General features: G+C 42.4%; 21 protein-coding genes. 4 read left to right on the top strand and 17 right to left on the bottom strand.

Annotated features, from left to right (window positions below; all coding sequences use genetic code 11):
* Positions 1-117: 117 nt before the first annotated feature.
* The 12 genes from BLS59_RS16530 to BLS59_RS16475 all read right to left on the bottom strand — a co-directional run bounded on the left by BLS59_RS16530 (position 118) and on the right by BLS59_RS16475 (position 9,364).
* On the bottom strand, positions 118-624 hold the full coding sequence (locus BLS59_RS16530) for an NADH-quinone oxidoreductase subunit C (RefSeq protein ID WP_091150595.1): 507 nt from the start codon (positions 622-624) through the stop codon (positions 118-120).
* Positions 624-1,166, bottom strand: a complete 543-nt coding sequence (locus tag BLS59_RS16525; protein WP_091150593.1) for an NADH-quinone oxidoreductase subunit B — start codon at positions 1,164-1,166, stop codon at positions 624-626. The genes BLS59_RS16530 and BLS59_RS16525 overlap by 1 nt, the downstream gene beginning before the upstream one ends.
* 249 nt (positions 1,167-1,415) lie before the next feature.
* On the bottom strand, positions 1,416-1,790 hold the full coding sequence (locus BLS59_RS16520) for an NADH-quinone oxidoreductase subunit A (protein ID WP_091150591.1): 375 nt from the start codon (positions 1,788-1,790) through the stop codon (positions 1,416-1,418).
* A 140-nt stretch (positions 1,791-1,930) separates the two neighbouring features.
* On the bottom strand, positions 1,931-3,610 hold the full coding sequence (locus BLS59_RS16515; RefSeq protein WP_091150589.1) for a tetratricopeptide repeat protein: 1,680 nt from the start codon (positions 3,608-3,610) through the stop codon (positions 1,931-1,933).
* An 8-nt stretch (positions 3,611-3,618) separates the two neighbouring features.
* Complete coding sequence (locus tag BLS59_RS16510; protein ID WP_091150587.1) at positions 3,619-4,545, bottom strand: PstS family phosphate ABC transporter substrate-binding protein; 927 nt, start codon at positions 4,543-4,545, stop codon at positions 3,619-3,621.
* Positions 4,532-4,765 (bottom strand): hypothetical protein, encoded by a 234-nt coding sequence (locus BLS59_RS16505; RefSeq protein WP_091150585.1) that lies wholly within the window; start codon positions 4,763-4,765, stop codon positions 4,532-4,534. Before BLS59_RS16505 ends, BLS59_RS16510 begins: the two co-directional genes overlap by 14 nt.
* 4 nt (positions 4,766-4,769) lie before the next feature.
* Complete coding sequence (locus tag BLS59_RS16500) at positions 4,770-5,600, bottom strand: energy transducer TonB (protein ID WP_091150584.1); 831 nt, start codon at positions 5,598-5,600, stop codon at positions 4,770-4,772.
* Between the two features lie 37 nt (positions 5,601-5,637).
* A complete protein-coding gene (locus BLS59_RS16495) occupies positions 5,638-6,183 on the bottom strand; it encodes an ExbD/TolR family protein (protein WP_091150581.1) in 546 nt (181 codons plus the stop codon).
* Positions 6,184-6,189: 6 nt separating this feature from the next.
* The gene (locus BLS59_RS16490; protein ID WP_091150579.1) at positions 6,190-6,816 is read right to left on the bottom strand and encodes an ExbD/TolR family protein; all 627 of its coding nucleotides are present in this window, start codon (positions 6,814-6,816) and stop codon (positions 6,190-6,192) included.
* A 94-nt stretch (positions 6,817-6,910) separates the two neighbouring features.
* Positions 6,911-7,741 carry a MotA/TolQ/ExbB proton channel family protein gene (locus BLS59_RS16485; RefSeq protein ID WP_091150578.1) on the bottom strand — a complete coding sequence of 277 codons (831 nt, stop codon included), beginning with the start codon at positions 7,739-7,741 and terminating at the stop codon, positions 6,911-6,913.
* 401 nt (positions 7,742-8,142) lie between these two features.
* Positions 8,143-8,478: a translation initiation factor gene (locus BLS59_RS16480; RefSeq protein ID WP_091150576.1), complete on the bottom strand. Its 336-nt coding sequence runs from the start codon at positions 8,476-8,478 to the stop codon at positions 8,143-8,145.
* A gap of 4 nt (positions 8,479-8,482) precedes the next feature.
* Complete coding sequence (locus BLS59_RS16475; RefSeq protein WP_091150574.1) at positions 8,483-9,364, bottom strand: diacylglycerol/lipid kinase family protein; 882 nt, start codon at positions 9,362-9,364, stop codon at positions 8,483-8,485.
* Positions 9,365-9,582: 218 nt separating this feature from the next.
* On the opposite strand from BLS59_RS16475, the gene metK reads away from it, so the two are divergent.
* Both metK and BLS59_RS16465 read left to right on the top strand, forming a co-directional pair.
* A complete protein-coding gene (gene metK / locus BLS59_RS16470) occupies positions 9,583-10,833 on the top strand; it encodes a methionine adenosyltransferase (protein ID WP_091150572.1) in 1,251 nt (416 codons plus the stop codon).
* A gap of 265 nt (positions 10,834-11,098) precedes the next feature.
* Positions 11,099-12,205: a hypothetical protein gene (locus BLS59_RS16465; RefSeq protein WP_091150570.1), complete on the top strand. Its 1,107-nt coding sequence runs from the start codon at positions 11,099-11,101 to the stop codon at positions 12,203-12,205.
* 126 nt (positions 12,206-12,331) lie between these two features.
* Here the strand turns inward: BLS59_RS16465 and BLS59_RS16460 are convergent, their stop codons facing one another.
* On the bottom strand, positions 12,332-12,760 hold the full coding sequence (locus BLS59_RS16460; RefSeq protein ID WP_091150568.1) for a hypothetical protein: 429 nt from the start codon (positions 12,758-12,760) through the stop codon (positions 12,332-12,334).
* A gap of 666 nt (positions 12,761-13,426) precedes the next feature.
* Between BLS59_RS16460 and BLS59_RS16455 the strand changes: the two genes are divergently transcribed.
* Entirely contained in the window at positions 13,427-15,079 is a 1,653-nt protein-coding gene (locus BLS59_RS16455) for a DUF3472 domain-containing protein (protein WP_091150565.1), read from the top strand.
* Between the two features lie 345 nt (positions 15,080-15,424).
* On the opposite strand, the gene BLS59_RS16450 is transcribed toward BLS59_RS16455, so the two are convergent.
* On the bottom strand, positions 15,425-16,624 hold the full coding sequence (locus tag BLS59_RS16450; RefSeq protein ID WP_091150563.1) for an SMI1/KNR4 family protein: 1,200 nt from the start codon (positions 16,622-16,624) through the stop codon (positions 15,425-15,427).
* Between the two features lie 377 nt (positions 16,625-17,001).
* On the opposite strand from BLS59_RS16450, the gene purD reads away from it, so the two are divergent.
* Positions 17,002-18,276 carry a phosphoribosylamine--glycine ligase gene (gene purD / locus BLS59_RS16445; RefSeq protein WP_091150561.1) on the top strand — a complete coding sequence of 425 codons (1,275 nt, stop codon included), beginning with the start codon at positions 17,002-17,004 and terminating at the stop codon, positions 18,274-18,276.
* Between the two features lie 160 nt (positions 18,277-18,436).
* Here the strand turns inward: purD and BLS59_RS16440 are convergent, their stop codons facing one another.
* From BLS59_RS16440 to BLS59_RS16430, 3 genes are all read right to left on the bottom strand, one after another.
* On the bottom strand, positions 18,437-19,570 hold the full coding sequence (locus tag BLS59_RS16440; protein WP_091150559.1) for a TlpA disulfide reductase family protein: 1,134 nt from the start codon (positions 19,568-19,570) through the stop codon (positions 18,437-18,439).
* Positions 19,571-19,681: 111 nt separating this feature from the next.
* The gene (locus BLS59_RS16435) at positions 19,682-20,854 is read right to left on the bottom strand and encodes a TlpA disulfide reductase family protein (protein WP_091150558.1); all 1,173 of its coding nucleotides are present in this window, start codon (positions 20,852-20,854) and stop codon (positions 19,682-19,684) included.
* Between the two features lie 58 nt (positions 20,855-20,912).
* The gene (locus BLS59_RS16430) at positions 20,913-22,094 is read right to left on the bottom strand and encodes a formimidoylglutamase (protein ID WP_091150556.1); all 1,182 of its coding nucleotides are present in this window, start codon (positions 22,092-22,094) and stop codon (positions 20,913-20,915) included.
* Between the last annotated feature and the right edge of the window lie 20 nt (positions 22,095-22,114).

Below are 22,114 nucleotides of genomic sequence, written 5' to 3'. Positions count from 1 at the left end.
CAGTATAAATTGTTAATTTAGATATGAGATTTGAGACGTGAGATATAAGATTTTGAATTGCTACCTGTAAAGGAAATGGTCTCAAATCTCATGTCTCAAATCTAAAATCTATATATGTTATCTTCCGAAGAAGTAATCTTTTTTGTCAACCCGGTTAGGATCTTCCAGCGGAAACTCCTTACGCATCGGGAAAGCGGTCATATCATCCACATTTAAAATGCGGCGCAAATCGGGGTGGCCGTCAAATATAACCCCGAAAAAGTCATACGTTTCGCGCTCCATCCAGTTGGCACCGTTCCAAAGTACGGTAGCTGTTGGGATGTGCACATCACCATCGGCCAAAAATACTTTTATCCTGATGCGGGTGTTGGTGGTAAGACTGTGCAAATGGTATATAACGCCAATCTCTTTGCCTTCCTGCTCGGGATAGTGTATTGCGGTAATATCTGTTAAAAATATAAACTTCAGGGCTGCGTCGGTCTTTAAAAAAGTAAGCAGACCGATGATCTGGTCGCGGGTGGTTTCAACGGTTAGCAAACCGTAAGGTTCGCCTACTGTGGTTACCTTGTCGCTGAAATTTTCGGCAATTCTTTTTAAAAGCTCTTCGTTGGGTATCTTAGCCATTATTGGATTCCGTATTTAGCTAATAATTCCTGGTACTTAGGTTCGTTTCTTCTGCGAAGCGTTTCTGTTTGTACCAGCTTTTGAATGTTGATAAAGCCATCGATAATAGCTTCTGGGCGGGGCGGGCAACCGGGCACGTAAACATCAACCGGGATAACCTCATCTATACCCTGCAATACAGAGTATGTATCAAATATACCGCCGCTTGATGCGCAGGCACCAACAGCCATAACCCAACGTGGCTCGGCCATTTGCAGGTAAACCTGGCGCAGTACCGGGGCCATTTTTTTGGCGATGGTACCCATAACCATTAACAGATCGGCCTGGCGTGGCGAAAAGCTTAAACGCTCGGCTCCAAAACGCGAAAGATCATAATGAGATGCCATTGTAGCCATAAACTCAATGCCGCAGCATGAGGTGGCAAACGGCAGGGGCCATAATGAGTTTGAGCGTGCTAAACCTATTACTTTATCAAGCGAGGTAGCAAAAAATCCGGCGCCTTCTACTCCAGCAGGGGCATCAACTATTTGAATATCACTCATTGAACTATATTAATAGAAAAATCACTATCCGTAAAGCAGGATAGTGACGGCAAATTTACAATAATAACGATGTAAAAGGTACACTATGCACAGGTTGAGGCTATATTTAGAATCGTTCTAAACTTAGTAAGAGCCCCCTCTAAATCTCCCCCAACAGGGGAGACTTTTGAAAACCCTGTTTTTAAAGTAATTATCAAAGAACCATAGATGTTATAGCCCTCCCTTTTGGGAAGGGCTGGGTGGGGCCGATTAGTCCCAGTCTAATGCGCCTTTTTTAATTACGTATATAAAACCTAATAAAAGTGTGGCCATAAAAATGAACATTTCTATCATGCCATTTGTGCCCATTGCCTTAAAATTAACGGCCCATGGATACATGAAAATTACCTCCACATCAAACAATACAAACAGTATGGCTACCAGGAAGTATTTAATGGAGATAGGTGTACGGGCATTACCCACAACCTCAATACCCGACTCAAAAGGGGTAAGCTTATCTTTAGTTTTACGCTTAGGGCCAATTTTGTGTGTTACAAACATTGTTGTTACCACAAAACCCAGGGCCACTATCATTTGAAATATAATGGGTAAATAATTAACCGGTAAACTTTGTGCTGCTTCCATGCTGCAAATATAGTAATGGATAAACAATAAAAAAGGCCTCTTTTGCAAGAGGCCTTTTTTATTTTATTTAAAATTAAGAATTAAGCTGCCCAGGTTATCAAATCCTTACGCTTTGCCTCATATTCTTAACAACAATTCAATTACTTGGTTTTTTTAGCAAAGTAAGCTGCTGCCTGTTTATTTGCAGGATCGTTTTCCTTTGCTTTATTAAAGTTCTCGGCCGCTTTCACTTCATCCTTTTCTTTAAACTCGTAAATAGTACCTAAGTAAGCGTATGATTCGGCAAGGGCCTTTTTGGTTTTATCATCCGGTGCGCCTTTAGCCAATACTACTTCGATATATTTTTCATAAAACGGTTTGGCATAACCTACAATGTTGTTACGGTCTTTATCCTTAAGCTCGTTAACACGGGCGCGGTATAAATAAGCATCGGCAGTTGTAGGGCTCTTTGCCATTACGTAACTGAAAGCGCTATCTGCTCTCACTATCAGTGTATCGGCATTAGGCAATTTCACATCATAACCATAGTAGTAGCTGATCCCTTCGTAAAAGTAATCTGTTAACTTAACGCTACGACCCGCTTTTAGTGTTGCCGTCCTGTAAGCATCACCAGCCTGAACATATTTCTTTTGACGGAAAAGCGACTTGGCTATCTCGCTGTAAACATCTGTTTGTGTGCTATCAAGCTCCAAAGCTTTCTTCAGGGTGTTGATACCTACTGAATCCTGATTTGAAGCTATCTCCAAACGACCTTTGTATAAATAATCGCGCGGAAGGATACGCTTAGGCTCGGCTTTTTGAAACCAGGTATTAATAGCGGTTAAACCGGCAGGATAATCCTTGTTTTCGTAAGCAGAATAAGCTAAGTAACGATATACCCTTGAGTTTGAATTTGCAGCTTGCGAAAGCGCGGTAGCTTCTACCTGCAAAGTTTTAAAATCACCAGCCTGGATCAGGAAGTCGGCATAACGCATTCTTGATTCAACAGAAAGATCTGTTAAGCTCAGGTATTTTTTATAATTATCTGCAGCTTGCTTTACTTTTTCCGATGCCATTTTGGGATCGGTTGTAGCCCAGCGAAGATCTGTTTCGGCCCATTCGCGGTAAGCGGGACCAAAGTTAGGATCAATAGCCAAAGCATCTTTAAACTGTGTTTCTGCACCATCAAAGTTGTTGGCAAATTTCCATAGTACGCCTGTTGCAACTTTTGCATTAGGGTTTTTAGGATCAAGCGTGGCAGCATCAGAATATGCGGCGTAGGCCTCGTTGCTTTGTACCTGTGAACGGTAAGCATCGCCAATGGTAACCAGCAGCTCAACATCTTTAGGGTTTACAACTTTACCTTTTTGCAATACTGCAAGGGCAGCGCTGGCATCGTCTTTTGTTACTTTACCATCGGCAGTAAGCGGCAATAAATATGCTTTACCTACATATACAAACGGTTTTACGTTTTTACCTGCAAGTGATATAGCCTGGTTAAAATTGGTGGTTGCGGTAGCCCTGTCTTTATCAATAAAAGCAGCGGCACCTAAACCGGCATAGTTTAATCCTGATTTTGGATTTACGGCAATACCTTTGTTAAAGGCAACCTTAGCCGAATCGGAGTAGTCCTGTTTAACATACACCCAACCCAGGTAAAAGAAATTTTCGTCCTTATCGGCCTGCGTGGTCGTAAGGTTTTTAAGCATCGACTTGGCTTTCTGATACTGCTCGGCATCAATAGCTTTCTTGGCATCGGCTAAACTCTGCGCAAAAACTGATGATGAACCAATAAGTACCAGTCCTAATGTCGTTTTAGCTATTTTACTGATCATTTTCATCTTTAAAATTATAGTTTACTTTTTAAATTAATTTCCCTTGGGGGTATCGAATCGGGCAATAATCCCGATCTTAATATAATTCGCTGTCCTACATCGCTGGCTAAAAACGTAGTAAAACCGGTTGTTAAACCTACCTTGCTTGAACAGTTGATCATATACAGGCCCCGGCTTAAAGGGTACTGTTTTAAGACAAGCGATTCTTGCGATGGTTTAAAGTACTCGTTGGGGTACTTCTTGCTGTTTTCGTCTTTTACGCCAACAATTTTAACTTTACTTACGTAATCCGCATAGTCTTTATCCGGATCAATGAGCCAGCTAAAACCGGTAATACCAATGGCATCCGGATGCTCGCTTACGTATTTTATAACTTCTTTATTTGATTTAAGCGCGTAAATGTTTTTTTGCTTAAATTCCTTATTACCCGAAAACTCTTTCAAATACCTTACCAAACTTGAGTTTGGGTTGTCAAAAACAATAGTTTTATTTACACCCGCCTGACCGTTCAGCATCTTTTTTAATTCATTTACGGTAGTTACGGTATCTGCAGATGTTTTATTTACTATTAAAGTAACCGCATCTGTAGCAAAACGCACTACCTCAACACTAAGCTGTTGCTTTATTAAAGCATTACGTTCGGCAGTATCCAGATCGCGGGATAACACTACGGCCCTTACACTGTCATTCATGAGCATGTTTACCGCCCTGTTTTCGGTACGGTAAAGTACTGTGGGGTTGGCATCGCGGTTTCGGCTTTTAAAAACGTACATCTCCTGGCCTACAATTGGTGCAAATGATTCGTCGGCTACAAGGGTTATCTCACCTGATTGAAAAGTATCTTTGGTAGAAAACTTAACCGCCTTTTGCTTACAGGCTGTTAAGCCCGCAACCATAGCAAGCGCTAAAAGCGCGTATTTGTTAATCTTATTCCTCATCATACTTGTCTTTTTTGAATAACCTCGAGAACCTCAGGATACCGTAACCTATTATTAAAACTCCGAAAAGTATGCGCTGGTATGGCTGAAGCTGTAGCGGGATCCTGTCCCAAAATATTATCATTAAGCCAAAAATGACAATACAAATAAATGCGGCTGTTCCTAAAATAAGCAAAAACCGCCTTTTGGGCGATTTTTGCTCTTTATTAAAATCTGTTGACATTATTTTATTCTTCGCTGGCCAGGGTAAAGCTTACCGGTACACTATATTGTACACGAACAGGCCTTCCGTTTTGAATACCAGGTCTCCATTTTGGTGATTGTTTTAATGCACGTACTGCTTCTTCATCGCAACCGCCGCCAATACCTCTTGTTACTTTAATGTCGGTTAATGAACCATCGCGTTCGCAAACGAAAGTTACAATTACCCTGCCTTGTGTTCCGTTTTCACGGGCAACGGCCGGGTAACGAATGGTTTTTTGTAAAAACAAACCAAATTTTTCGTTACCTCCCGGAAATTCCGGTACTTGCTCAACTGATGCAAAAATCCTGTTCGGATCTTCTTCAACCACTTGCTTAATATCTGAGTTACCTACCGGCTCATCAATCCTGATATCGGCATTAGGGTCACCTTTCTGATCTTTCTGACCAGGATCGGCTACTGCAAGTTCCTTTATCGTTGGCGGATCTTTTTCCTTAACCTCGTTATCTGGTTTTACAACCGGAGGAGGGAAACGAATCTGATCCACCTTTGGTTTAGGTGGTTCTGGTGGCGGTGGAGGTGGTTTTTTAGTTTGATCCACTGGTGGCGGAGGTAACAGCACTACGTCTGTTATCTTCACTTTTGGGTCAGCTTTGGGGATTAATCCCTTGATCTTGTTGATGATAGTAGGAATAGAAATTATAACCACAAACAAAACAATGGCTATAACAAGCGCCTTGTTGGTGTTTTTGGAGTTATCTCTTCTCAGTTCATAAGCCCCGTAGGCCTTATTTCTGCTACTAAAAACAACGTCGATCCATTTCTGATCTAATATGTCTAATTTTGATCCAAACATTCTGTAAGGCTTTAATTATTAATAACGTTGTGTAATATTATTTAGTATCGTTGTAAAGGTTGTTCTTTTTCAAGTCCGCAATTTCAGATGGTGTGATGTCAACAATACCATAACCCTGTACATTGGTTATATTGATCTCGTCAAGCACGGCAACCATGTTTTTGTAAACAGATTTATCACTTGGTTTTATTAAAACAAACATCCATTTACCAGTTGATTCCTGCACCGATTTACCTTTTTCAACCAGCAATTTACGTAAACCATCTTTACCGTAACCAATAATTTCTGGTGCTGATTTTCCTGGCTCACCAATGTACCACTCCAACTTGTCATCGCTGCCAAGTAAAAGGGTTAATGAGCGTGATGCAGCAATAGGTTTTTCATCCTTGATCTTTTCATCCTTATCAGGCATGGCCAAATCCATTGCTTTGGGTTTTGCCAATGTGGTAGTCATGATAAAGAATGTGATAAGTAAGAAAGCCAAATCAACCATCGCGGTTAAATCGATACGGGTAGATTGCTTTTTACTTCTAACCTTCCCGCCTTTATTCTTGCCTCCGCCGGAGGTATCTAATTCTGCCATGATTCTTTATTTAGCGACAGCTGCACCTGCATCGCTGCCAACGTTTGTTATTAAACTAAACTTGTTAACTTTTTGCTTTTGCAAAATAGCTATCACATCCTTTATAACAGGGTATGCCTCTTTACTATCACCTTTTATAGCTATACGTAATTCTTTGTTGTGCAAAGCTTTGGTTGCTATACGGGCCTGCTTAATCCAGTTAAAAAGTTCTGCGCTAACAGAATCTCTCGGGATACCTGGCTGGCTGTATTTCTTTTGTTGATCTGCACTCAATGCAATAAACTGGCGCAATTGAAGTACCGGAACACCAAAAGAGGTGATAGTTGAAAACCTTGTCTGCTCATCAGGAGTGAAGGATTCTTTATAAAGCTCACCTACCTGTGTTAAAGTTTGTTTACGTAAATCTGTACCTTCAAGCCCAAAAAACGCTTTATCCGCACCAACAGTAATGGTCAGGAAATCAGCTTCGGGCACGGGCTGCTGTATGGATGACTTAGGTGCATCAATCGGAACCGGATCTTCGGTACGCACCTTTGCAGTCATGATGAAGAAAGTAAGCAACAGGAACGCCACGTCGCACATGGCGGTCATGTCAATAGCTGTACTCTTTCTTGGAACTTTTATCCTTGCCATATTAAAAATTTTTAAAAATATATAGTGTGTATTAATTTAACTGTTTACGCCTTAAACGGTTGTTTTTTAGCGCAAACCAAGCACTAAAATATTCTTATTTATTTTTGTGTGATGCAGCAAATGTTTGAACGATGCTAAAGCCGGTTTCGTCAATAGCGTAAGTTAATTTGTCAATTTTTGATGTAAACACGTTGTACATTACAATTGAAATAGCTGATGTTAAGATACCAAATGCAGTATTGATCAACGCTTCAGAGATGTGTGAAGATAGCTCAACCTGGTTAGGTACACCTGATACCGCTAATGAACCGAACGCACGGATCATACCCACAACCGTACCTAATAAACCGGTTAATGTACCGATAGATACTAATGTAGCGATGATAGTTAAGTTTTGCTCTAACATTGGCATTTCCAATGCAGTTGCTTCTTCAATATCTTTTTGGATAGCTAAAGTTTTTTGATCAACATCCAGGTTAGGCTCAGCGTCCATTTCACTATATTTCTTTAATGCCGATTTTACAACGTTTGCTACAGAACCTTTTTGTTTGTCGCACTCAGCTGCTGCTGCTGCTATGTTACCTGCGTTAAGGAAAGATTGTATTTTTCTAACAAAAGAATCAACACTTCCAGTACCAGATGCTTTACTGATAACAACAAAACGCTCAATAGAGAAAACGATAACCATTAATAGGAACGACATGATAACCGGTACAATTACACCACCGCTATGAACTTGTCCAAATGGATCTGATGGGTAACCATTTACGTCACCACCTTTAAAGTGGCTTGGATCGCCCAGGATGAATACAAAAATCAGGATTGCCACAACCAGGCAAATTGGAATAGTTAAAGACGCAAACAAGCCCGATGCACTTGAGCTTTCTTTAACAGGAGTAGTTGGTTTTGTTGGTGCGTTTGCCATTACTTTTAAATTTAATTTTAGTTTTTGTTTATTTTATAAGTTAGTTAAATGTGTGCTTCATTAGCGAATAACAAAAATAGAATTTTAATGAAATAAAAAAATCTTTTATGTTATTCTTTACAATTATTTAATACCGAATTACATTTTGTTGCCAATTGGATATAAATAACGCCTAAACGCTTAAATATTGTGTGTTGGCAACACAATTATTTGCAATGAAAACCATTTTTTTTAATAATAGCAAGTCTTGCAGTATAAAATTTCTGTCACCAAGGTGTTACAGTAGGTTTTTTAATGTTGCGTAGGTAGTTAACGTTAACGCTTGATATTTGTTTTAGTGTATAGTTTACGCATAGGTACAGCTAAAACGTATTATCATATGTTAAAAAACGTTAAATTACTTATCCCCCGGCCTTTTTAGCCTTATAGCCATCGGTTTGCAGCAGGGCAAGTATCTTATCCCTGAAATCGCCCTGTATCAATATCTCATCATCTTTTACCGAGCCGCCTACGCCGCATTTAGTTTTTAGCTTTTTGCCAATGGCCTCCAGATCGGTATCGGCACCTATAAAACCGGTAACCCGGGTAACCAGTTTGCTGCCTCCTTTTCTATCCAGGTATATTTTGAGGTTTTGCTGTTGCGGCGGCAGGGTTTGCGCGGCCCCCCCTCCCTCCTGCTGGTACTCAAAATCAGGATCGGTAGAGTACATGATGCCTGTAAAGTTCTTTTTAGCCATAATATTAGTTTTTATAGGATGGGCCTACTATAACCTTTAACGAATTTGGTACTATATTAATATGTATATCGTTCCCGGCCATCTGCGGCTCACCATCCAGGTGAATAGGGCCTGTACGCTCACGGGTGATATCAATTTTTTTTCCGCGGATGATCTCTACATACCTGGAGCTTTCGGTAGCTTTAAGCAGCATGCGCATGCTCATCTCCGGAAAACGCCACAACGGAAAGGGTTTTATCACGCAAACATCCAGCAAGCCATCCTGTACCGTGGCCTTTGGTGATATATGTACATTGTTACCGTATTGTGATGAATTGGCTATACTGAGCATAAATGCCGTTTTATCAATCGCCTTACCGTCAATTTCAATATGGTAACCCTGCGAATCGTAGCTTACCACCTCTTGTATAGATGATTTGATGTAGCTGATAAACCCGCGCTTTTTACCGTGCGAAAATATCTCGCTGATATGCGCATCAAAACCCATACCCGCCATATTAAAAAACGGCTGCCCGTTTAACATGGCCGAATCTATAGCTTCAACCGTGCCGCGGCCCAGGTTTTCAATAGCTTTCCGGGGATCCATTGGGATGCCCAGGAAGCGCGAAAGCCCGTTGCCTGAGCCAAATGGCACTATACCCAGCGCCGTATCGGTACCTACTATGGCCGATGCCACCTCGTTTACCGTACCATCGCCGCCTACGGCAACCACTATATCAAACTGCCCAACTGCCTCACCTGCAATAACCCGCGCGTGCGATACGCCGTCGCTGTAAGCTATCACCGGCTCAAATCCTGCAGCACATTCCTCAATAAGCTCAGGCACCCCCTCCTTGCTCTTCCCGCCCGAAATTGGGTTTATTATAAATAACGCTTTACGTTTCAACTATATGTATTATTTAAACCATCAAAAGTAAATGTATTTTCGGCTTTGTAAAATTTGTTTTATTTTTGCTACCCGAAAGTGGAATGATTTAATTGTACCGATTACCCCGGTGCCGGATTGCAACCACGTAAAAAAGTGCTAAACCCATGCTTCTTTTTACAAGGAACCGTTTAAATCCCCGCTTTATTGTTTTTCGTTAATTGTAAAAAAAGATTTATATGCCATATTTATTTACCTCCGAATCCGTATCTGAAGGACACCCGGATAAAGTTGCCGACCAGATCTCAGACGCGCTGATTGATCATTTTTTAGCATTCGACCCTAATTCAAAAGTTGCCTGCGAAACCCTGGTAACTACCGGGCAGGTTATTTTGGCCGGCGAGGTAAAATCAAAAGCATATTTAGATGTGCAGAAGATTGCCCGTGAGGTGATCAACAAAATTGGCTATACCAAAGGCGAATACATGTTTGATGGCAGCTCATGCGGTGTGCTATCGGCCATTCACGAGCAATCACCGGATATTAACCAGGGTGTTGAACGCAAAGCACCCGAAGAGCAGGGCGCCGGCGACCAGGGGATGATGTTTGGCTATGCTACTGTTGAAACCGACAACTATATGCCCCTTGCTTTGGATATTGCCCACGCTTTATTATTAGAGCTGGCCGCAATCCGCCGAGAAAATACCGACATTAAATATCTTCGCCCGGATGCAAAATCGCAGGTTACTTTAGAGTATAGCGACGATAACAAACCGCAGCGCATTGATGCCATTGTTATATCAACCCAGCACGATGATTTTGATGAGGAAGCAACCATGCTGGCCAAGATCAGTGCCGATATTATCAGCATCCTTATTCCGCGTGTTAAGGCAAAATACCCTAAATACGCCCACTTTTTTAACGATCAGATAAAATACCATATTAACCCAACAGGCAAATTTGTAATCGGCGGTCCGCATGGCGATACAGGCTTAACCGGTCGTAAAATTATTGTGGATACCTACGGCGGTAAAGGAGCCCACGGCGGTGGTGCATTCTCAGGTAAAGACCCATCAAAGGTTGACCGTTCTGCAGCTTACGCAACCCGCCACATTGCCAAAAACCTGGTAGCAGCCGGCGTTTGCGACGAGGTATTGGTACAGGTGTCATACGCCATAGGCGTTGCCCAGCCAATGGGTATTTACGTAAACACTTACGGCACTGCTAAAGTGGACCTTCATGACGGCGCCATTGCCGCCAAGGTAGAGGAGATTTTTAACATGACCCCTTACGCCATTGAAACCCGTTTTAAACTGCGCAACCCTATTTACAGCGAAACAGCAGCATACGGTCACTTTGGTAAACCGAACGAAACAGTAACAAAAACCTTTATAGCCCATGATGGCAGCGAACTAAAACGCGAAGTTGAACTCTTTACCTGGGAAAAACTTGATTACGTTGATAAAGTGAAAGCTGCCTTCGGGATTTAAGAGCAAGGACTTTTAGAACAAGGATTTTTAGAGCAAGGAATAAAGACAAAAAGCGATTGGCGATGAGCCAGTCGCTTTTTTTGTGGTGTAATAAATTAGCAGTCAGCAAATTGCAAACGATTGTGTAGAAAAAATAAAGCCCGGCCCGTGCGATTTCCCTCTCAAGAGGGGAATAATAAAAAATATCATCCCGAAACGGGTAAGAGTGACAATTGCAACTGCGGTAATAAAAATCTATTTTGCATTGCCCAATCACAATCAACAAATGAAAAAAACCTTAGCCATAATTATCACAATACTGTTTCACTACGTTAGTTACGCGCAGTTACGTGATACCGCCTTAGCAAAAAGAATAACCATTAATGGCTTTTGTTTATGCAGCACCACTATAGCTGATTTAAGAAAATCAAATCCCGACTTAAAAGAAACAGACGTTGAGGAAATGGATTTATCTAAAAATTGCTTTGGAGAGGATCAACAATTTTTGGCCGGCAAAGGCTATTACACAAATGCGCAGCCCGGGATAATTTTTCAAAAAGAACGCGATTCTGCCTTTATCAGCAAAATAAGGCTTACAAGGGAATTTAAAGGAAAATTACCCGACGGAAATTTTATTGACTTAAAAAAGTTTCTTTTAAAGGATCTGTTTAAGCTATACCCTCAATTTAAAGATAAATGGCAATCAAGGGATTGTTCGGAATATTGGAAATTTTCAAATGATACCATATCATTTTACGTAAAAATCAACAAAAACAAAAAGCCGCAATTTCCCATTGACAAGCAATTTTACCTGAATAAACCAATTGAGGGCGTTGATATCACTATATCGTGCGGGCTAATCCGAGCTCGCGATGCAGGATATCGTGATGCCCGGTATCGTGACACCTGGTATAATGATGCCTGGTACCACGATGCATTGTATCATGATGCAGAAAAACATAAAGATGGCGTTTATTATCTTGACAGGATTAGAGTTCACAAATCAGACCTCCAGAAAATAAACCCAACGGATATTGCTTCTCTTGATGTTATAAAAGACTCTGTTATAACCAAGAGATTTGGATCGAACAGTACCGCCGGATTATTTTTTATTGAAACAAAAAACTTTGCAAAAAGTAGATATCAGAAATATTTTTCGTCAAAATCGCCCGAATACGCAAAACTTATTACAGATCCTGGAATAGATGCTGCCATTCAATATATACTTAATGACAAAGTGTTAAAAGAAAATTTTGAAGGCGATTTAGCGGGAATAAACGATAAACGGTTTAAAGGAATAAAAATTTTAACTAAGGCAGAGCTGATCAGCATTTATGGCATAAGCGATAAAGATTATGGCGTAGTAATTAGCACCGATTTAACAAAGAAATAAAAAACGCACCGCAAAGGTTATATAATTCTGTTTTATAAAAAACGTCATCTCGAAACGAGGCACGAGTGAGAGATCTTATACGGCCCAGCATACGAACGCTGCATATCATACAATCCGTCGGTAATACTATGCTTGCCCACCTTTATAACAACCAAATTGAACAATATCCCACATATAGTGATTAGCTAAACCTTCAAAGTCGGGCTTTAGCGGTGCAAGCAGATCATAATATTGGGGAGAATTTGTTTTGATAAAACCTTGAGCCTGGGAAAATATTGTTTCCAAATAAGCCGCGAGATCTGTTTGATCTTTAGATTCAATTTCGACATCAAACTCCATATAAAACCGGCTATCGCAGGTAATTATCTTTTTCCCGGTATTTTTTTCCTTGTAAAAGATGTTCCAATCCAGCGTTAAACCGTAAGGCATAGTTTTACCCTGGGTAGTTCTGTTTGTGGTTCTCAATACCCAGGTATGGCTAAAATCATCGTTTAAAATCAATGAGAAATTTGAACGGTATTTAACCAGTGATGAATCTATGGCTTTAATGATCATATTGCGAAGATGATGGTTAAAGATACCGCTATCGTACCAGATACAAAAGCGAGGCCCCGCGCGATTCCCCTCTTGAGAGGCGCGGAGGGGTGTGTTTCGCGACGCAGAACACACCCCTCCCATTGCACATCCATCGCGCCCCCTCTCATGAGGGGAATTTAGTGAACCCAATTGCGACAATTTCCTCCTATGATGTAAACTAACCAAGGCTACAACTCACCCGACCATCGCTACGCTTGGTCACCCTCTCTTCGCCTTCGGCGGAAAGAGGGGATTGCAGGATTTGATAAGTATCAAAAGTAGAGAAAAGATAAAAAATATCCTCCACCCTCTTTCCAGCGAAGCTGAAGAGAGGGGCGTCGCACGAAGTGCCGGCGGGGTGAGTAATCGCCACCATACAAAGCCACTACTCCCCCCGCACCCCGCACCCCGTACCCCGATCCCCGCACCTCCCCCACACAAACGTTTGCGTAGTAATTTTCATAATAATTAACCCCAGGTCATGTAAATTTATATAAAAACGACGAGAGCGGTTTTATATACCCGGGCTTAAAATAAAGCATTTTAAACCCGATAATTTTTTAGATGTGCCGGTGCTGATACAGAAAACCATTCTTGATGCCTGCTGAACTCAACTATTAAACATAACCGCTAAAAAATCGTAAAATGCAAAAATCAAACCTAAAAACACTCGCTAAAATGTTTGTGATCACCCTGTTATTCGGTTTAATGTCGTGCTCCAAAACAGCACAGATAGATAGTGCCGAAAAAACAGTAAAAGTCAACGCCCGTAAACAAGTAGTAGCATCTACCAGTAACGCGGCCCCGTCTGAGCACCTTACCTTCTATTTTCCTTCGGATGGTATTGCCAAAATTCAGAAGGTAAAAATCACGCAATCTGCCAATACCGAATTTTTTGAGGTTCATGGGTACGACGGCGGTTATGCGGGTTTACAGCAAACACCTGATAACTCCTTCGGCACACCGAATATATTGATCTCCTCCTTGTGGGACCCTAATACCGCCGGGGGCATTTTATCCCGGGTAGCCTATGCTGCACCAACCACCGTTACCAGCAGGTTTGGCGGCGAGGGTGATGGTTCGAAAACTATTAACCCTTACCAGTGGAGCCTCAATACCTGGTATAATATTGCCCTGCGTGCATGGAAATATAACGGTGAGCTGTTTATTGCCACCTTTATACAAAACATAAGCACCGGCACCTGGTTCCATACCACAACGCTGGCCATACCCACGCGTACCAACTTCCTGGGATCTGGTGATGACGCTTTCCTGGAAAACTGGGACGGCAGCAATACCGCCTGGGACGGCAGCTTTGTACGCAAAGCATTTTTTAAAGATTGCTGGAGCCTGAACACCAGCAACGTTTGGGAAAAACACACCAGTCGTAATTTTAGCGCAAATGCTGGCGACGAGGCCCGCAACGGCGCGTACGACCTGGCATTTAACTCCGGTTATGACGCCACCGAAGATGCTTACTTTATGCAGCATGGCGGCAGCACTACGCCATCAGCGGGTTTTGGTACCGGCCGTACACTCAGCCTGCCCGTGCAAACCAACCAGGGCACTGCGCCAACACTTACCACAGGCGCGGTATCAGCCGTTACAGCAAATTACACGGCTGGCACAATCAACGTAAGTTGGATCACCGATGCTACTAAAAGTCCGCAGCTATCATCAAAGGTGGAGATCCTGAACTCGGCCGGTACCGTAGTGCAAACTGTGGATCAGGTGCTGCCAGAAAAACGGTCGGCCGCCATTACTGCCACCCTTGCCGCAGGTAACTATACGGCCCGTGTAACCATTACCGATATATTTAACCATGTAGCCACAGCTATAACTTCGGCATTTACTGTTACCAGCAGTAGTACATGGTATAAAATTAAAAACGTTTACAGCGGCCTGTACCTTGCCATTGAGGGCACCAGCACAGCTAACAGCGCCTATATAGTGCAAAGCACCAGCAGCACCAGCTATGCGCAGCAATGGCAACTAAGCAGCCAGGCCGGGGCAACCGTACTGGTAAACCGCAACAGCACTAAAGCCATTGATGTATCGGGCAGCATCCAAACATCCGGCGTTAACCTTATACAGTACACCGTTACCAATGGCACCAACCAGCAATGGAACCTGCTCTCCATAGGCAGCGGTAAATACAACATCCAAAGCAACCTATCAAACCACTATATCATAGACGACCCGGCCAGCAGCACCGCCGACGGCACCCGTCTTATCCTTTACGCACTATCAGGCACAACCGGCTCCCCTAACCAACAGTGGACGCTGGAAGCGCAATAGTTTATATTTAATTAATTGGTGAAAAGAGCAGCCCGAAAGGGTTGCTCTTTTGTTTTGGGGGGATTTCCATCATCACTTCGCACGAGTGCCTTTCTGTGGCGGGCCGCAAAGGGAGCAGGCAATGTTTGAGATTATTAAGATTAGAGAAAAGATAAAAAATGTTCTTACCCTCTTTCCAGCGAAGCTGAAGAGAGAGGGGCGGCCAGCGAAGCGTAGCCGGGGTGAGTAATCGCCGATATCCATTCACCTTGCACTCGTTTGTAAAGAGTGCTTAACACAGTCACGCCATTGTATCACGAAAAAAGCAGGAGAATTTTAAGTACTCTTTACAAACGAGCGCAAGTACTAATATCTCACCGCTACTCCGGTCAACTTTTTCACGAACCACTTCCTGCTTTTAAACAGTAAATAACAAATCAGGAAGATCCATACGTGATGCTTTTCCTCATTATAAGTTGTTAACGTTATAATAAACGAGACTGCAAATAATGTATAAAACACGGCATCTGCCATCCATAATTTTATTTTAGGCTTATTTTTATGAGTAGGATATTCGGATGTTGATTTTTTCTCACTGCCTTCAAATTTATAGCTAATACCAACACTAAAACCATACCAGTGCTTATAATTCGCAATTTCAAATTCTTTATAATGTGCAAGAAAATCCCACACTTTCTGTATTAATCCGATATCATCGATCGCAGAGGTATCAAGCCAGGCTTTATCAGCGAAATCATCTATATACTTGTGTTCAGTATTGGTTAAACGATCTGAAAAACCATGCTTTTCTATCACAGTGATAGCCTCAGCAGTAGTAATAATGCCCGCCGACAGCCGGTGATACAATAACCCTAAAATAGCTCTTGCTACAGTACTATCTTCTTCTACACGAACAGAATTAAGCCAACTTATCAATTCATTTTTATCATGACTCAATGACAGATCTATAAAAAAACTTTCCGGCTCATTTTCATGTTGAATGATCTGGTCGGACCATTCAACAACTTCTTTTCTTGAGATCAGCCCATACCTGAGCGCGTAATAAAAAACCGTTAATATATATTTGGCTGTACTTGGTTTTGTAGAATAAATTGGCTGTTTTTCAACTTCTAACTGCCAGTCATACAAACCACCAGGTTCAAACACGTTCCCTTTTAAAACCCGATCGATAAATTCAGACAGGGAATTAGTGAGTACCAGCTTATTACCGTTGGCCTCAATAATAATTTTATAATCGTTGCAATCATCCGGGTTTATTTCCAATTGCCACATGTCAATGTATATCATGTACTCGGCAATGTACAGAGGGGCTTTTTTGCGTCGGTCTTTGTTTTCTATAATTTCTGTAAGAGGTATTATATTAAATATATCTTCATCAACTTCAAGTCCATCGCTAAAACTATAAAATGCCTTAAAATCATCAGGTAATGTTATGCCGTATGTAGCCTCACATTCACTTATAAGGCCGGCCTTTGCCCCCATGTGCAGGGTTAAACCGTTATGAGGTAAGTTTTGGAGTGTGTGAATGGTATCGGTTATCAACATATATAATGAATACGGTAAGCAATATAACCCTTGCAACCGATAGTACCAAGAGGCTTTAGTTATAATCCGACCGTATGTTGGTTATCATCACCTTGCGCTTGTTTTGTAAAGAGCGCAGGAGGATGAACAAGATCGATGAATTTCTGGAAGGATATTAACCCCTCATATTAAATAAACTTCAAAAAAAGCCCCAAAATCTACTGACGCATCACTGACGCCGACTGACGACACACTGACGCTTGCTGACGCACTACTGACGCCCATTGACGGCATACTGACGAAATGTGAATATGGATTTTATACCAATATAAAACGCACAGTTAAAACTCCTTTTTTCATCGCAAAAACAAAAGAGCAAAAAAGCTATCTTTGTCGCCATGAATATCCTGATCCTTGGTTCGGGCGGAAGGGAAAGTGCCTTCGCCTGGAAAATTGCCCAAAGCCCCAAATGCGAAAAGCTTTTTATTGCTCCCGGTAATGCCGGCACGCACCAGTATGGCACCAACGTTAACCTAAAAGTTACCGATTTTGAGGGCATTAAACAATTGGTAATCAGCGAGAAGATTGACCTGGTACTTGTTGGCCCCGAGGAGCCGCTGGTAAAGGGCATCCATGATTTTTTCCTGGCCGATGAGCAGTTGAAAGGCGTGCCGGTTGTAGGTCCGCAGCAACATGCCGCGCAGTTAGAAGGCAGTAAGGATTTCAGCAAGCAGTTTATGGAGAAGCATAATATCCCCACTGCTGCATATAAAACATTCACGAAAGACACTCTGCAAGAGGGACTTACCTACCTTGCAACCGCCGGTTTACCCGTAGTGCTAAAAGCCGATGGACTTGCCGCAGGCAAGGGCGTACTCATTTGCCTTACCCTGGAAGAGGCACAGCTTGAACTTACCCAAATGCTTGCCGAAGCCAAATTTGGCGAGGCCAGCTCGCGCGTGGTGGTTGAGCAATTTTTACAAGGTATTGAACTATCGGTATTTGTAATGACCGATGGTACCAACTATAAAATACTCCCCGAAGCCAAGGACTATAAACGTATTGGCGAAGGTGATACCGGCCTGAATACAGGCGGTATGGGCTCTGTTTCGCCGGTACCGTTTGCGGATGCGGGCTATATGAAAAAGGTGGAGGAAAAGGTGATTATCCCTACGGTAGAGGGTTTAAAAAAGGATAATATCCCCTATAAAGGCTTCATCTTCATTGGCTTAATGAACAGCGAGGGCGAGCCTTGGGTTATTGAATACAACTGCCGCATGGGCGACCCTGAAACAGAAAGCGTTATGCGCCGTATCGACAGTGATTTTGTTGATCTGCTGCAGGGCGTAGCCGAAGGTAACCTGAACGAAAAGGAACTTATTATATCGCCCAAAACAGCCGCAACTGTAGTAATGGTTGCAGGTGGTTACCCAGGCGAATACCTTAAAAACAAAGTAATAACCGGCACCGAAAACGTGCGCGATTCTATAGTTTTCCACGCGGGCACCAGCACCCAGGAGGACGGTGTGATCAGCACCGGTGGTCGTGTTTTGGCTATAACCACCCTGCAAAACGATATGTTTACCGCACTGCAACAAGCTACCGCCGATGCAAGCCGCATTTATTATGACGGTATGTATTTCAGGAAAGATATAGGGTTCGACTTACTTTAGGGTCATTTCGCTGCGCTGTCATTTCACTGCGTTGTCATTAGGTCATTGTTTTAGAAAAAAAAGAAAAGGGTGGATAAGTTAAACTTATCCACCCTTTATATTTAAGGACTAATGACTGCGAAGCAAATGACTTAATGACAGCGCAGCGAAATGACCAATATTATATTTTTCCAAAAATTTTGGCTAATGCTGCTTCCAGGTCATCGCCGCGAAGGTTTTTGCCAACGATCTTACCATTAGGATCTATAAGAAAGTTTTGGGGGATGCCGCGTACAGCGTACAATCCAGCGGCTTTACTATCCCAGTATTTAAGATCAGATACATGGTTCCAGGTAAGACCATCCTTGTGGATAGCAGCCAGCCATTTATCCTTTGCATTCGGCTGATCAAGCGATACACCCAAAATGGTGAATTTTTGATTTTTATAGTGATTGAAAGCCTTTACAACGTTAGGATTTTCCTGTCTGCAGGGACCGCACCATGAAGCCCAAAAATCAATCAACACGTATTTACCGCGGAATGACGACAGGCTAACCTCTTTACCTGCCGTATCGGCTTCGGCAAATTCAGGTGCAATTGCGCCCAAGGCTACAGCTTTTAATTTAGGTAAACGCTCGCCAAATTTTATTCCAGCTTCGGTTGCTTTTATAGCTGGCGATAGTCCGGCATATAAGGGTGCAATATCTACATAATCGGCACTGTAAGCATATGATTCCAGTGCGTTCAGACTGATGGATGAGTTAGGATTATCCTGAATAAATTTTTTGTCGATAGCAGTGCTTTTGTCTTCAATAGCTTTTTCATCAGCCTTTGACTGTTTAATAAACTCAGGGGATGCCTGCTGCGCTGGCGTTGCTGCCTTTTGCTTCGCTTCCAAAGCTTTATACGCATCAGCTATTGGCTTTTGAGCAAGCTGATATTTCTCGTTTTCCTGGTTTGTTTTCGGACCATCTACCTTTGCATTGGCCAGCAAATCGGCAGTGGTAATGTTAATAGTGCCAGCTTCAAGATAAATAGCACGATAATCTTCGGCATTGTTAGTACCATTGCCTTTCGCGTTGAATAACAGATAAGCGTTAACAGGCGCTGTGCCCTCTGTAACACCTTCAAAATGGAACTTGCCACCGGTTAATACAGCCGAATCAATAACGGTTTTACCTTTGGCGCGGTATTCAAGGTAAACCTTAGCAGGCGCGTTGTTTTCGCCTATTTTACCTTGTACGGTATATTTTGCCTCCTGTGCAAATGCAAAAGCAGGTAATGCTGCTATTGCCAATAAAGCTATTTTTTTCATCAATAATAATTTATAATGCAATATAGGGAAATTGGCTATAAATCGATCGTTGGGTACTTGATTTAGGTTGAAAACTCAATTATTCAACCCAATGCTACTCAATTAATCAAACTATATCTTTCCAAATAGCTCCTGCAACTTAGCATCCAGATCTTCGCCACGAAGGTTTTTGGCAACTATCTTTCCATCGGGACCGATAAGGTAATTTTGTGGGATAGATGATACCGAATATAGGGCCGCCGCCTCGTTACTCCAGAATTTCAGGTCGGATACTTGTGTCCATGCCAGGCCATCGGTTTTAATAGCCGCCAGCCAGGCTGCTTTACCATCGGGTTTATCCAGTGATACCCCTAATACGGTAAAGTTTTTGGTTTTGTATTTGTTGTAGTTGCGTACAACGTTGGGGTTTTCCTGCCTACAGGGGCCGCACCACGATGCCCAAAAATCCAGCAGTACATATTTACCGCGGAAAGATGAAAGCTTAACAGGTGTACCGTTCACATCGTTTTGAATAAAATCTGGAGCTATTGAACCAATGGCCGTAACCTTCAAAGCATCTAATGATTTTCTGATGTTTTTACCACCTTCAGAATCTTTAAGCGTTTGTGACAAGCTATTGTACAAAGGCTCTATCTCGGCAGGATCAGGCGCAGGGCCGCTTACTGAACTCAGAGCTATCAAACTTAAATAACTGTTAGGGTTTGATGTTATAAAGCTTTTAAGGATTGTTTTTTGCTCGTTTTGGATGACTTTATACTTTGCCTGCATCCCGCTTTGAAAAGCTTCTGTTTGTTGTTGGGCAGGGGTAGCTGCTTTGGCCTCGGCCATTAGCCTTTGTGCTTTTACGTTTACGGCTTCCAGTTGCTTGGTCAATTTTTTATTATCGTCGTTTATGGCCGATCCGGTGAACTGGGCATTACAAACAGAATCTTTACCTGTTAGTGTAAGTGTGCCCTTTTCAAGGAAAAAATTCAAATTATCGGTACCCTTTACTGGCTGACCGTTCGGATAAGTTTGCTCGGCATATTTGGTAAGGCCTATGCCTTTATAATCTACCGCCAGTGTAGCGTTGACCGGGTTTAAAATACCGCCCGTAAAGCTAAATGCGCCATTGGTAACATCTGCCGAATCAACCACCCGGTTTGAACCAAGTGTATATATCAGGTAAATCTTTGCGGGGGCATTTATATTACCCACTTTACCGTTCAACGTAAAAGTATCTGAGCCTTGGGCAAATGCCGCTGCGGGCAGCACGGCGGCTATATAAAAAAATAATTTCTTCATGAGGATTATTAAAACTATAAGAATTGATAACGTTAAAACGCTGATGTAATTATATTTATCAGTTTAATTTTTGATAAGTGCGCCACCAAAGGTCAGGCAATTCGCCGGATACGGCTGTCTTGTAATCGTCATAACTGCAGGGCACCAGGTGAAAACGCTCATTGCGCGAGCCGCCTGTTGGGTAAGGCACCTGCATCCACCAACGGTCGGTTTTCTTGCTTTTTACGAATACCACTTCCTGGTCTTCATGCTTAAGACTGGTTTTATAAATAAGGTATTGCGATTTGGGGTTGAGCGGAAAATCGCGCTTGCGACCATAAAAACCATCAACAAAGTACCAAAGCATTTGCGCCAGCAATGTGGCAGTTTGGCCATTACTATCAAACGCGGGGTTAAATTCGTAAAACCCTATTGAGCTTAACTTATCGTTATACCCCGCGTACCGGCAAAGCTGGCAGGCTTCTTCGCCGTACAAACCATTGGGTGTGGCGTTGCCATTACCCATAGCATCAGATGATCGTATAGCACCTATATCAAAGCTTATCATACTGGCATTCCGGATGGCGGGCTCTGTTACGGCCACGTTGCCGCTTATTTCGCCAAGGCGATGTACATCAAAATACAACTTATCCATTACCCGAAGGCTATCCTGACTGGCAAAATAGGTTTGATAACCCAAGTTGCTATAATTGAACAGGTAATTGGGCTCGTGCAGAAATATTTTATTGAGGTATGATTGTGAGGTTGTTTCTAACCCGCCGCGGGTTTCATCTTCGTCGAGATCAAAGTGCGAGTCGATAACTACCAGGTCTACCTTTTGTTCTAATTCTTCATAACCCAGGTATTGAGCATAGGTAAGATCCTGTCCGCCGCCGATGATGATGGGAACGATATCTTTCTTAACCAACTCGGCAACAACGGTTTTTAGGGCGAAGTAGGTGTCTGTAACGGTAGCTCCGGCGCGGATATTCCCCAGATCGGCAATTTTTACGGTGTAAGCACCCTCATTAAGCAGGTACAATTTTTCGCGCACATAATCCGGTCCGAGCGAGCAGCCGGGGTTGCCGGTTGCATTGCGGTCATCCAGTACGCCAATGATGGCCATATCTGTTTTCTCTTCCAGATCTGGAAAATCGACAGAATAATGCACAATTTTATCGCCAAGCTGGCTGGTATAATAGCCCTTTTTGGGAGCTATCTTTTTAAGATCAATAGGCGTAAAAAAATCAGCTAAGGACATTAATATTAATTTGAAGATGT

Source organism: Mucilaginibacter pineti (assembly GCF_900101875.1).
GTDB classification, from domain to species: Bacteria; Bacteroidota; Bacteroidia; order Sphingobacteriales; family Sphingobacteriaceae; genus Mucilaginibacter; species Mucilaginibacter pineti.
The sequence above is the reverse complement of the archived record's forward strand: the minus strand, read 5'-3'. Positions and strand labels throughout refer to the sequence as shown.

Coding starts and splice junctions, on each gene's coding strand:
- BLS59_RS16530 (WP_091150595.1), bottom strand. CDS start 624: ATGGCTAAGATACCCAACGAAGAGCTTTTAAAAAGAATTGCCGAAAAT.
- BLS59_RS16525 (WP_091150593.1), bottom strand. CDS start 1,166: ATGAGTGATATTCAAATAGTTGATGCCCCTGCTGGAGTAGAAGGCGCC.
- BLS59_RS16520 (WP_091150591.1), bottom strand. CDS start 1,790: ATGGAAGCAGCACAAAGTTTACCGGTTAATTATTTACCCATTATATTT.
- BLS59_RS16515 (WP_091150589.1), bottom strand. CDS start 3,610: ATGAAAATGATCAGTAAAATAGCTAAAACGACATTAGGACTGGTACTT.
- BLS59_RS16510 (WP_091150587.1), bottom strand. CDS start 4,545: ATGATGAGGAATAAGATTAACAAATACGCGCTTTTAGCGCTTGCTATG.
- BLS59_RS16505 (WP_091150585.1), bottom strand. CDS start 4,765: ATGTCAACAGATTTTAATAAAGAGCAAAAATCGCCCAAAAGGCGGTTT.
- BLS59_RS16500 (WP_091150584.1), bottom strand. CDS start 5,600: ATGTTTGGATCAAAATTAGACATATTAGATCAGAAATGGATCGACGTT.
- BLS59_RS16495 (WP_091150581.1), bottom strand. CDS start 6,183: ATGGCAGAATTAGATACCTCCGGCGGAGGCAAGAATAAAGGCGGGAAG.
- BLS59_RS16490 (WP_091150579.1), bottom strand. CDS start 6,816: ATGGCAAGGATAAAAGTTCCAAGAAAGAGTACAGCTATTGACATGACC.
- BLS59_RS16485 (WP_091150578.1), bottom strand. CDS start 7,741: ATGGCAAACGCACCAACAAAACCAACTACTCCTGTTAAAGAAAGCTCA.
- BLS59_RS16480 (WP_091150576.1), bottom strand. CDS start 8,478: ATGGCTAAAAAGAACTTTACAGGCATCATGTACTCTACCGATCCTGAT.
- metK (WP_091150572.1), top strand. CDS start 9,583: ATGCCATATTTATTTACCTCCGAATCCGTATCTGAAGGACACCCGGAT.
- BLS59_RS16465 (WP_091150570.1), top strand. CDS start 11,099: ATGAAAAAAACCTTAGCCATAATTATCACAATACTGTTTCACTACGTT.
- BLS59_RS16460 (WP_091150568.1), bottom strand. CDS start 12,760: ATGATCATTAAAGCCATAGATTCATCACTGGTTAAATACCGTTCAAAT.
- BLS59_RS16455 (WP_091150565.1), top strand. CDS start 13,427: ATGCAAAAATCAAACCTAAAAACACTCGCTAAAATGTTTGTGATCACC.
- BLS59_RS16450 (WP_091150563.1), bottom strand. CDS start 16,624: ATGTTGATAACCGATACCATTCACACACTCCAAAACTTACCTCATAAC.
- purD (WP_091150561.1), top strand. CDS start 17,002: ATGAATATCCTGATCCTTGGTTCGGGCGGAAGGGAAAGTGCCTTCGCC.
- BLS59_RS16440 (WP_091150559.1), bottom strand. CDS start 19,570: ATGAAAAAAATAGCTTTATTGGCAATAGCAGCATTACCTGCTTTTGCA.
- BLS59_RS16435 (WP_091150558.1), bottom strand. CDS start 20,854: ATGAAGAAATTATTTTTTTATATAGCCGCCGTGCTGCCCGCAGCGGCA.
- BLS59_RS16430 (WP_091150556.1), bottom strand. CDS start 22,094: ATGTCCTTAGCTGATTTTTTTACGCCTATTGATCTTAAAAAGATAGCT.